9 protein-coding genes are annotated in these 9967 nt (G+C 68.1%); 6 read left to right on the plus strand and 3 right to left on the minus strand.

Annotation, left to right across the window (positions count from 1 at the left end; translation table 11 throughout):
- Positions 1 to 50: 50 nt before the first annotated feature.
- Complete coding sequence (locus GQE99_RS16910) at positions 51 to 1457, plus strand: 1-acyl-sn-glycerol-3-phosphate acyltransferase (RefSeq protein WP_161352807.1); 1407 nt, start codon at positions 51 to 53, stop codon at positions 1455 to 1457.
- Between the two features lie 113 nt (positions 1458 to 1570).
- A complete protein-coding gene (gene ccrA / locus GQE99_RS16915; RefSeq protein ID WP_161352808.1) occupies positions 1571 to 2854 on the plus strand; it encodes a crotonyl-CoA carboxylase/reductase in 1284 nt (427 codons plus the stop codon).
- Between the two features lie 169 nt (positions 2855 to 3023).
- On the opposite strand, the gene GQE99_RS16920 is transcribed toward ccrA, so the two are convergent.
- Positions 3024 to 3470: a GlcG/HbpS family heme-binding protein gene (locus tag GQE99_RS16920; protein ID WP_161352809.1), complete on the minus strand. Its 447-nt coding sequence runs from the start codon at positions 3468 to 3470 to the stop codon at positions 3024 to 3026.
- A 111-nt stretch (positions 3471 to 3581) separates the two neighbouring features.
- Here GQE99_RS16920 and GQE99_RS16925 point away from each other — a divergent pair, with 111 nt between their 5' ends.
- The 3 genes from GQE99_RS16925 (at position 3582) to trpA (ending at position 6700) form a co-directional block, all read left to right on the plus strand.
- The gene (locus GQE99_RS16925) at positions 3582 to 5114 is read left to right on the plus strand and encodes an ATP-dependent DNA helicase (protein WP_161352810.1); all 1533 of its coding nucleotides are present in this window, start codon (positions 3582 to 3584) and stop codon (positions 5112 to 5114) included.
- Entirely contained in the window at positions 5107 to 5835 is a 729-nt protein-coding gene (locus GQE99_RS16930) for an SDR family oxidoreductase (RefSeq protein WP_161352811.1), read from the plus strand. The genes GQE99_RS16925 and GQE99_RS16930 overlap by 8 nt, the downstream gene beginning before the upstream one ends.
- Positions 5836 to 5908: 73 nt before the next feature.
- Complete coding sequence (gene trpA, locus GQE99_RS16935; protein ID WP_161352812.1) at positions 5909 to 6700, plus strand: tryptophan synthase subunit alpha; 792 nt, start codon at positions 5909 to 5911, stop codon at positions 6698 to 6700.
- 50 nt (positions 6701 to 6750) lie between these two features.
- Here the strand turns inward: trpA and msrA are convergent, their stop codons facing one another.
- On the minus strand, positions 6751 to 7398 hold the full coding sequence (gene msrA, locus GQE99_RS16940) for a peptide-methionine (S)-S-oxide reductase MsrA (RefSeq protein ID WP_161352813.1): 648 nt from the start codon (positions 7396 to 7398) through the stop codon (positions 6751 to 6753).
- A gap of 34 nt (positions 7399 to 7432) precedes the next feature.
- Positions 7433 to 8668 (minus strand): MFS transporter, encoded by a 1236-nt coding sequence (locus tag GQE99_RS16945; protein ID WP_161352814.1) that lies wholly within the window; start codon positions 8666 to 8668, stop codon positions 7433 to 7435.
- A 131-nt stretch (positions 8669 to 8799) separates the two neighbouring features.
- Here GQE99_RS16945 and GQE99_RS16950 point away from each other — a divergent pair, with 131 nt between their 5' ends.
- Positions 8800 to 9864 carry a YeeE/YedE family protein gene (locus GQE99_RS16950; RefSeq protein ID WP_161352815.1) on the plus strand — a complete coding sequence of 355 codons (1065 nt, stop codon included), beginning with the start codon at positions 8800 to 8802 and terminating at the stop codon, positions 9862 to 9864.
- The last annotated feature ends 103 nt before the right edge of the window (positions 9865 to 9967 follow it).

Genomic DNA, 9967 nt, shown 5'->3' on the forward strand with positions numbered 1-9967 from the left:
ATGTGCAAATTCAGTTGCCGCCGCGCGCGGCGGTTGCAAAAGTCCGCGCCATGACCCGCACGGTGGAATTGCCCCTTTGGGCCCTGATCCTGATCCTCGCCTTCGCGGCCGTCACGTTCGCGTCCCACTTCCTGTTTCCGTCCGTGCGCTGGTTCATCCGGCGGCGGATGGAGCGCGCGGTGGCGCGGCTGAACACGCGGCTGACCCGCCCGATCGAGCCGTTCAAGATCGCGCGCCGCTACGACATGATCCAGCGGCTGATCTACGACCCGGAGGTCTCGCGGGCGATCCAGCAGCACGCCCGGGAGGAGGGGGTGCCCGAGCAGGTGGGCTTCGAACAGGCCCGCCGCTATGCGCGCGAGATCGTTCCGCGCTTCTCGGCCTTCCTCTACTTCGGCTTCGCGATCCGCGTGGCGCGGTTCATCTCCAAGGCGTTCTACCGGGTCCGGATCGACCAGATCGACGCGGAGGTGATCGAGGGGATCGACCCGGAGGCCACTGTGGTCTTCGTCATGAACCACCGGTCGAACATGGATTACGTGCTCGTCACCTGGCTCGCCGGGAAACGCTCGCACCTGTCCTATGCCGTGGGCGAATGGGCGCGGGTCTGGCCGTTTTCCGGCCTGATCCGGGCGATGGGCGCCTATTTCATCCGGCGCAAGAGCCGCAACGCGCTCTACCGCAAGGTGCTGGCGCAATACATCCGCATGTCGGTCGAGAGCGGCACGACGCAGGGCATGTTTCCGGAGGGCGGGCTGAGCCTGACCGGCGCGGTGGGTGAGCCAAAGCTGGGCCTGATGTCCTACATCCTCGACGGATTCGTGCCGGGCGAGTCGCGCGATGTGGTCTTCGTGCCGGTGGCGATCAATTACGACCGGGTGATCGAGGACCGGATGCTGCTCGCGGCCGGGAAGACGGGCGTGCGGCGGTTCCGGCTGCGCATCTTCGACATCCTGCGCCACGTGATCGCCCACCTGTTCCTGCGCATCACCGGCCGTTTCCGCCGCTTCGGCTATGCCAGCGTGAGCGTGGGCGAGCCGCTGTCGCTGACCGGCTTCCTGGGCGATCACCCGATGCTGGGCGAGCGCACGACGATGCAGCTCGCCCGCCGGGTGATGGCGCGCATCCGGGCCGTGGTGCCGGTGCTGCCGGTGCCGGTGGTGGCGGCGGTCTTCACCCGCGAGGACAACCTGACCCGGGCCGAGGTGGGCGAGCGATTCAACCGGCTGGTGCGCGGGATGCGTGAGCGCGGCGCCCAGATCCACATGCCCCGCGCCCCCGACATCGACCCGGTCGAACAGGGCCTCGAGCTCCTGCTGGTGCGACGTGTCATCGAGGAGCGCGACGGGCGGTGCCACGTGAACCCGGATGAGCGTCACGTGCTGGAGTATTACGCGCGTTCCATCGGCCATCTGTGCCCCGGCCTGTCGATCCCGGAGAAATCCGACACGACATAAAATTACAAAACTCGACCAATCACGGTTGCAATGTTACCCTTCCATCCGTAATGCTGCATCAGCACCCGCGATTCTGCATCGCGGCAAGAAGTGGTTTATGGAAGGAGGCCGACATGGCTCTCGACGACGCGCCCGCCATCGCTGCCTACGAGGCGGAGGAAAAAGACCTCTACGAGATCGGGGAGATCCCCCCGATGGGCTACGTGCCGAAACAGATGTACGCCTGGGCGATCCGGCGCGAGCGTCACGGCGAGCCCGACAAGTCCTTCGAGGTCGAGGTGGTGGACACGCCCGCGCTCGACAGCCACGAGGTGCTGGTGCTCGTGATGGCCGCCGGCGTGAACTACAACGGCGTCTGGGCGGGCCTGGGCGTGCCGATCTCGCCCTTCGACGGCCACGGCGCCGATTACCACATCGCGGGCTCCGACGCCTCGGGCATCGTCTGGGCCGTGGGCGACAAGGTGAAGCGCTGGAAGGTGGGCGACGAGGTCGTGATCCACTGCAACCAGGACGATGGCGACGACGAGGAATGCAACGGCGGCGACCCGATGTTCTCGCCCTCCCAGCGGATCTGGGGCTACGAGACGCCGGACGGCTCCTTCGCGCAGTTCACGCGGGTGCAGGCCCAGCAGCTCATGCCGCGCCCCAAGCACCTGAGCTGGGAGGAAAGCGCGTGCTACACGCTGACGCTCGCCACCGCCTACCGGATGCTCTTCGGGCACCACCCGCATGAGCTTAAGCCCGGCCAGAACGTGCTGGTCTGGGGCGCCTCGGGCGGGCTGGGGTCCTTCGCGATCCAGCTCATCAACACCGCGGGGGCCAACGCGATCGGCGTGATCTCGGAAGAGGACAAGCGCGAGTTCGTGATGAGCCTGGGCGCGAAAGGCGTCATCAACCGCAAGGATTTCAATTGCTGGGGGCAGCTGCCCACGGTGAACACGCCGGAATACAAGGAGTGGTTCGGCGAGGTCCGCAAGTTCGGCAAGGCGATCTGGGACATCACCGGCAAGGGCAACAACGTCGACATGGTGTTCGAACACCCCGGCGAGGCGACCTTCCCGGTCTCGACCTTCGTCGTGAAGAAGGGCGGCATGGTCGTGATCTGCGCCGGCACCACCGGTTACAACCTGACGATGGACGCGCGTTACGTCTGGATGCACCAGAAGCGCATCCAGGGCTCGCACTTCGCCCATCTCAAGCAGGCGGCCGCGGCCAACAAGCTGATGGTCGAGCGCCGGATCGACCCCTGCATGTCCGAGGTCTTCCCCTGGGAGGAAATCCCCGCGGCGCACATGAAGATGCTGCGCAACGAACACAAGCCGGGCAACATGGCGGTGCTGGTGCAATCGCCGCGCACCGGTCTGCGCACGCTCGAGGATGTGCTCGAGGCGCGCTGACGGGATTTACGTGACGTGGAGAGGCCCCGCCGGTTCGGCGGGGCCTTTTTCGTGCGCGGGCAGGGCCCGCGCGCAGGACTTGCGCCGTCCTGCCTGCGGCCGGACAGCGCGGGGACGAGGGGGCTCTGCCCCCTCGCGCTCCCCCGAGGTATTTATGAAACGAAGAAGATCAGGTTTGCGCGGGCTTGAGGCCCGCTGCCTCGATCCCCGCGACGGCGGCGCGGTCATCCTGGTCGCCCGTGTCACCCGAGACGCCGACCGCGCCCATCACCTGGTCGTCATCCCCCAGGATCAGCGCGCCGCCCGGCTGGGCCGCGAAGGCACCGGAGGTGGCGGTCGAGATCGCGGCGGAGAAACCGGGGTTGTCCTTGAACATGGTGAAGAGCTGGGCCGAGGGCACGCCCATGCCCGCCGCGCCCGCGCCCTTGGCGCCTGCCACCGCGAGCCGGGCGGGGCCCGCGCCGTCCTGGCGGCAGGCCATCACGACGTTGCCGCCGGCGTCGTAGATCACGGCCGCCAGCGGGGCGAGCCCGTTGTCGGAGCCGAAGGCGAAGACGCCCGCGGCGATCGCCTGGGCCTGCGAGAGGGTGAGCGAAGAGGGGACGGAATAGGGCATGTCGGCTCCTGTCGTTGGGTCGTCCCGAGCGTCGCAGATTGTCGCGACCGGGGGAAGGCCCGCGGGCCGAACCTGCTGGCGTGTCGGCCCGGCGCGGGATAGGGTCGCCGCATGGCTCTTCCCGCACTTCAACTGTCCGACGACCAGGCCGAGGCCCATGACCGCGTGGCCGAGCTGCTGCGTGCGGCCGGGGTGGATATCGACGAGGGGCACCTGACCCCGCTCGCCGAGGGGAAGTCCAAGGTCATGGCGGTGATCGGCAAGGCGGGCTCCGGCAAGACGCTGCTCCTGGCCCAGCTCTACGAGGCGTTGGAAGAGGCCGGGGTCGAGATCGTGTCGGGCGACTGGGAGGGTAGGCGGCGCAAGGACAAGCGTACGCTGGCGATCCTTGCCCCCACCAACAAGGCGGCGAGCGTTCTGCGCCGCCGGGGCGTGCCGGCGACCACGATCCACCGCATTCTCTATACCCCGGTCTACGACCCGGAATACGAGCAGATCGCGGAGTGGCTCGCAGGCCAGGCCGATCGGCCCGAGATCGAAGCGCTGAGCGATGCGGCGCTGGACCGCGCCTATGCCTTCTACCAGGCGCAGAAATCCATCCCCGGCGCGCTGGCGGCGGCCGGTCTGCGGGGCTCGGATTTCATCACAGGCTGGAAACGGCGCGAGGATCCGCTGGACATCGGGTTCATCGACGAAAGCTCGATGCTCGACGAGAAGCAGTTCGAGGATCTGAAGGAGATCTTCCCGACGCTGGTCCTGTTCGGCGACCCCGCGCAGCTCGCCCCTGTGGGGCAGTCGGGCGAGATGGTGTTCGACCGTCTGCCGAAACCTGCCGTGATGTCCTTGAGCCGGGTGCACAGACAGGACGATGACAACCTCATCCTCGATCTCGCCCATGCTTTGGGCGATGAAAATGTTGATTTTCCGACATTCGAGCGACTGGTCGAAGAGGCCGCGCGCAAGGACGACCGGGTGGTGATCGCGCCGCAGGTCAATTCCGACATGATGGCGCGCTCGCCGGTGCTGGTCTGGCGCAACAAGACGCGGATCCGGCTGATCCACGCCTTCCGGGCCGCACACGGTGCACCGGGGGACCGGCTGATGTCGGGCGAGCCGCTCATCTGCGACGGGATCGAGCTTCCGCTCAAGCACCGCAAGAAGCGCATCGACCTGGAAGCACGGGGCCTCATCAAGGGGGCGCAGGTGGTCTTCCGGGCCGAGGGCAAGAAGCCCGGCTTTTCCCGCGTCCACGTCGTGGGGGCGGAGGATCCGAACATCTCGGTCGCTTCGATCGTGAAGATCGAGATGCCGGACGAGGAAGAGCCGTTCATCCCCTTCGCCGCCACGATGGGGGCCGCGTTCCTGCACGGGGCGGCGGTCACGATCCACAAGGCGCAGGGCTCGCAATGGCGCGATGTGCAGGTCTTCGCCCCGGACCTGTCGGCGGCGGCCTACATGGGCCGGAGCGAGGCGGGGGTGCCGCTGTGGAAGCGGCTGGCCTATGTCGCGATCACGCGGGCCGAGGAGCGGCTTTTCTGGTGCACGCGCTACGCGCTGGCGCGGCCCAAGACGCGGCTGGGCATCTCCGACCTGCCGGAGCCGGTTGCGAAGCTGAAACTGGAGGCGGAGAAGGCCGATGAGTAGCATCCTGATCACCGGCGCCTCGGGCGGCATCGGGCGCGCCTGTGCCCAAGCGTTCCTGGACGCGGGTTGGACCGTGGGGCTCTTCGCGCGGCGCGCGGGCGCGCTTGAAGAGGTCGCGGCGGGGCGGGAGAACGCGCTGGTCCTGCCGGGCGACGTGACCGACCCGGGGGCGGTCGAGGGGGCCGTCGCGCAGGTCGCCGAGGCGGCCGGGCGGCTCGACGTGCTCTTCAACAACGCGGGGATCTTCACGCCCGCCGCCCCGATCGACGAGATTTCGCTGGAGGACTGGCACCGGGCGCGGGCCGTGAACCTCGACGGCATGTTCTATGCCGCGCGCGCGGCCTTCGGGCAGATGCGGCGCCAGGATCCGCAGGGCGGGCGGATCATCAACAACGGCTCGATCTCGGCCCATGTGCCGCGAGAGGGGTCGGCAACCTACACCACCACCAAGCACGCGGTCACCGGGCTGACACGGACTTTGAGCCTGGACGGCCGGCCCTTCGACATCGCCTGCGGACAGATCGACATCGGCAACGCGCGCACCGAGCTTCTCGACGGAATAATCGAGAAGGCCCGCGCCGCCGGAGAGGCGCCGCCGCCCTCGATGGACGTGGGGCTCGTGGCGGACGCGGTGATGAACATGGCGACCCTGCCGCCGGAGGCCAACGTCCAGTTCATGACGATCATGGCGACCAAGATGCCCTTCATCGGGCGCGGCTAGGCACGGGGCGATCCCGGTTGATTTTCCCGCACGCTTGCCGCAATGACGGCGTGACGGAACAAGGGACACCCGCATGACTCGCATCGACGCCAAGTTCGCCGCTCTCCGCTCCGAGGGAAAGAAAGCCTTCGTCGCCTACATCATGGCCGGGGACCCGGATGCGGCGACGTCGCTCGAGGTGATGAAGGGACTGCCGGAGGCGGGCGTGGACATCATCGAGCTGGGCGTGCCCTTCACCGACCCGATGGCCGACGGCCCGACGATCCAGCTGGCCGGCCAGCGCGCGCTCGAGGGCGGCATGACGCTTCAGAAGACGCTCGACATGGCGGCCGAGTTCCGCAAGGGCGACGACACGACGCCGATCGTGCTGATGGGCTACTACAACCCGATCTATTCGCGCGGCGTGGACAAGTTCCTCGAGGACGCCAAGGCGGCCGGGATCGACGGTCTGATCGTGGTGGACCTGCCGCCGGAGGAGGATGACGAACTCTGCATCCCGGCGCAGAAGGCGGGGCTGAACTTCATCCGGCTCGCCACGCCCACGACGGACGACAAGCGGTTGCCCAAGGTGCTCACCAACACGTCGGGCTTCGTCTACTACGTGTCGATCACCGGGATCACCGGCTCGGCCGAGGCGCAGGCGGGCGACGTCGCCCCCGAGGTTGAGCGGATCAAGGCGAAGACGGACCTGCCGGTCATCGTCGGCTTCGGCATCAAGACGCCGGACAGCTCCGAGGCCATCGCGAAGGTCGCGGACGGCGCCGTGGTCGGTTCGGCCATCGTGGACAGGATCGGGAAGGGCGAGGACCCGCAGGCCGTGCTCGACTTCGTGCGGGGCCTGGCGGACGGCGCGCATCGCGCCTGACGCAAGAGACCGGCGCGCGTGCCGCGCCGGCCATCTTCATCTCACTACGGTCAGGCGCCCGTGCCGATCGGGCAGCTGACGCCGGTGCCACCGAGCCCGCAGTACCCGTTCGGGTTCTTGTGCAGGTATTGCTGGTGGTAATCCTCGGCCCAGTAGAACGGCCCCGCCGGCTCGATCTCGGTCGTGATCTGGCCGTAGCCTGCCTTGGAGAGGCGCGGCTGGAATGCCTCGCGCGAGGCGCGGGCGGCGGCGAGCTGTTCGTCGGTCGTGGCGTAGATCGCCGAGCGGTACTGCGTGCCCCGGTCGTTGCCCTGGCGCATGCCCTGCGTCGGGTCATGGCCTTCCCAGAACACCCGCAGAAGCTCGTCGTAGCTCACAACCTCGGGGTCATAGGTCACGCGGACCGCCTCGGCATGACCGGTGCGCCCGGTGCAGACCTCTTCGTAGGTCGGGTTCGGGGTGAAGCCGCCGGCATTGCCCACCATCGTCATCCAGACGCCGGGCACCTGCCAGAACTGGCGTTCCACGCCCCAGTAGCAGCCCATCGCGAAGATCGCGACCTCCATGCCCTCGGGCACCTCGGTGGTCAGCGGGCGGTCGAACACCGCGTGATGGCTGGCCGTCGGGATCGGCCGGTCCCGTCCCGGCAGCGCCACTTCGGCGGTGACCATTTCGGGCTCTTTCAGAAATCCAAACATGCGCGTCCTCCTTTGGGGCCAATATAGGCGCGGATCATTCGGCGGGCGAGGCGAGGGGCCGGGACAACACGGTCTCGTGACCCTTGTCCGGGTGCCGCGGGATCAGGAACGCCAGCATGAGCGAGGCCGCCGCCATCCCCGCCGCGAGCGCGAAGACGCCGCCGGGCGATTGCACCCAGATGTAGCCCAGAAGCGCGGGCAGGAACACCGCCGCGATGTGGTTGATGGTGAAGGCCACGGCGGCGGTCGGCGCGATGTCCGGCACGTCGGCGATCTTCTGGAAGTAGGTCTTCATCGCGAAGGCCAGCGAGAAGAACAGGTGGTCGATGACGTAGAGCGCGCCGGCCAGCACCACGCCCCAACCGAAGTAGTAGATCCCGCCATAGGCCAGGAACACGACGATCAGCCCGCCGTATTCGAAGATCAGCGCCCGGCGTTCGCCCCAGCGTGCCACCGCCCTGCCCATAAGAGGCGCGAACAGCATGTTGGCGACGAAGTTGATGATGAAGAGCGCCGTGACCTCGTGCACCTCGAAGCCGAAGCGCTCGACCATCATGAAGGCCGCGAAGACGACGAAGATCTGGCGCCGCGCGCCCGACATGGCCTGCAGCGCATAGTAGAGCCAGTACCGCCGGCGCAGGACGAAGGTCTTGAGCTGGGGCTCGGGGCTTTCGAATTGCGGAAAGACGATCAGCGCGCCGAGCGCCAGCGCGGTCGCGATCCCGCCCGCCGTCAGGTAGACGAAATTGTAGCTCAGGTCGAAGGTTTTCCAGGTCACGACCAGCAGCCCGTAGGAGGCCAGGGACGCGGCCGAGGCGATGGCCACGAGCCAGCCCAGGACCTGCGGCGCGCGATCGCGCGGGATCCATTGGAGCTGGAGCGACTGGTTCACCGTCTCGTAGTAGTGAAAGCCGATCGAGGACAGCATGGTGATCGTGAGGATGCCGCCCAACGAGGGGAACCAGGCCGTCACGGCCGTCGCCATGCCGAGCATCAGGAGCGCCACGAGCCCCAGCACCTGTTCGCGGATGAACATGATCAGGGCGATGACCCCGATGGCGAGAAAGCCGGGAATCTCCCGCACGGAGTGGAGCCAGCCGATCTCGACCCCGGTGAAGCCCGCCACCTCGATGACGAAGTTGTTGAGAAGCGCGTTCCACGTCGCGAAAGCGATCGGCATCGCGGCGGCGGTGACCACCAGGAGCGCGATCGGCTGACGCCAGCGGGGCAGGGCCCGGGCATCCGCGAGACTGACCTTGTGAAACTTCATGGCCTTCCATACGCCCGGCCGCGCGGTGAGGCGAGCGGAAAACATATGCAAGGATTCACATGTGACCTGATCCAAATCAAGGACGCGGGCCGCGGGCTGGGCCAGACCGGCGCACGAAAGGATCATGCGTCATGGATATCGTCCCGCTTCTGGACTGGATCGGCGAGGCCCGGGTGGGCGCGCTTTTCGGGCTCGTCACCGGCATCGTCTTCGGCGTCGCCGCACAGCGCTCGCGCTTCTGCCTGCGTGCCGCGACTGTGGAATTCGCCCGGCGGCGGATGGGGCCATCGGTGGCGGTCTGGCTCCTGACCTTCTCGACCGCGCTGGCCTGGGTGCAGGCGGCGTCGCTCACCGGGCTGATGCGCCCCGATGACGCGCGGATGATGGCGGTCACGGGCTCCTGGTCCGGCGCCGTGATCGGCGGGCTCCTGTTCGGCGTGGGCATGGTGCTGGCGCGTGGGTGCTCGGGGCGGCTTTTGGTGCTGGCGGCCACCGGCAACCTGCGCTCGGTCGTCTCCGGGCTGATCTTCGCCGTGGTGGCGCAGATGTCGCTTCACGGCTGGCTCGCCCCGCTGCGCGACCGGCTTGCCCGCCTGTGGGTGACCGAGGGGGGGACGAACCTGAACCTGCTGCACGCGGCCCGGGTGCCGGACTGGACGGGTCTCGCCCTGGGGCTCGCGCTCGCCGTGCTGGCGCTCGCGGTGGCGCGGCGCAACCGGATCGGGGCCGGGCGGCTGGTCTTCGCCTCCGGCGTGGGCTTCGCGGTGGCGCTGGGCTGGGTGCTCACCTTCACGCTTGCCCAGTCCGCCTTCGATCCGGTCACGGTGACCTCGGCCACGTTCACCGGCCCCTCGGCCAACACGCTGATGTTCTTCCTCGCGCCGAACCCGGTGCTGGACTTCGACATCGGGCTGGTGCCCGGCGTGGTGATCGGCGCCTTCGCGGCGAGCTGGCTTGCGCGCGAGTTCCGGTTCCAGGGCTTCGACAACGAGCGCAACATGCGCCGCGCCTTCGTGGGGGCGGCCCTGATGGGGTTCGGCGGCATGCTGGCCGGCGGCTGTGCGATCGGCGCCGGGGTGTCCGGCGGGTCGATCTTCGTGGGCACCGCGTGGCTGGCGCTGTTTTCCATGTGGATCGGGGCGATGGCCACGGACCTGCTCGTCGACCAGCGGGGGGCGGTAGCGCAGCCGGCGTGACGCGCTTTAGCTTGCGCGTGCGCGCGGAGCCGACCCGATCCTGCCTACATGGATCAACACGTCATGTGCGCAAGAAGCGGCGACCGCTGCATTGCGGTGGTTG

It is taken from the genome of Maritimibacter harenae (genome assembly GCF_009882975.1).
GTDB lineage: Bacteria > Pseudomonadota > Alphaproteobacteria > Rhodobacterales > Rhodobacteraceae > Maritimibacter > Maritimibacter harenae.

Excerpts from the sequence above, each read along its gene's own strand:
- GQE99_RS16910 (WP_161352807.1), top strand. The coding sequence starts at position 51 with ATGACCCGCACGGTGGAATTGCCCCTTTGGGCCCTGATCCTGATCCTC.
- ccrA (WP_161352808.1), top strand. The coding sequence starts at position 1,571 with ATGGCTCTCGACGACGCGCCCGCCATCGCTGCCTACGAGGCGGAGGAA.
- GQE99_RS16920 (WP_161352809.1), bottom strand. The coding sequence starts at position 3,470 with ATGCCCTATTCCGTCCCCTCTTCGCTCACCCTCTCGCAGGCCCAGGCG.
- GQE99_RS16925 (WP_161352810.1), top strand. The coding sequence starts at position 3,582 with ATGGCTCTTCCCGCACTTCAACTGTCCGACGACCAGGCCGAGGCCCAT.
- GQE99_RS16930 (WP_161352811.1), top strand. The coding sequence starts at position 5,107 with ATGAGTAGCATCCTGATCACCGGCGCCTCGGGCGGCATCGGGCGCGCC.
- trpA (WP_161352812.1), top strand. The coding sequence starts at position 5,909 with ATGACTCGCATCGACGCCAAGTTCGCCGCTCTCCGCTCCGAGGGAAAG.
- msrA (WP_161352813.1), bottom strand. The coding sequence starts at position 7,398 with ATGTTTGGATTTCTGAAAGAGCCCGAAATGGTCACCGCCGAAGTGGCG.
- GQE99_RS16945 (WP_161352814.1), bottom strand. The coding sequence starts at position 8,668 with ATGAAGTTTCACAAGGTCAGTCTCGCGGATGCCCGGGCCCTGCCCCGC.
- GQE99_RS16950 (WP_161352815.1), top strand. The coding sequence starts at position 8,800 with ATGGATATCGTCCCGCTTCTGGACTGGATCGGCGAGGCCCGGGTGGGC.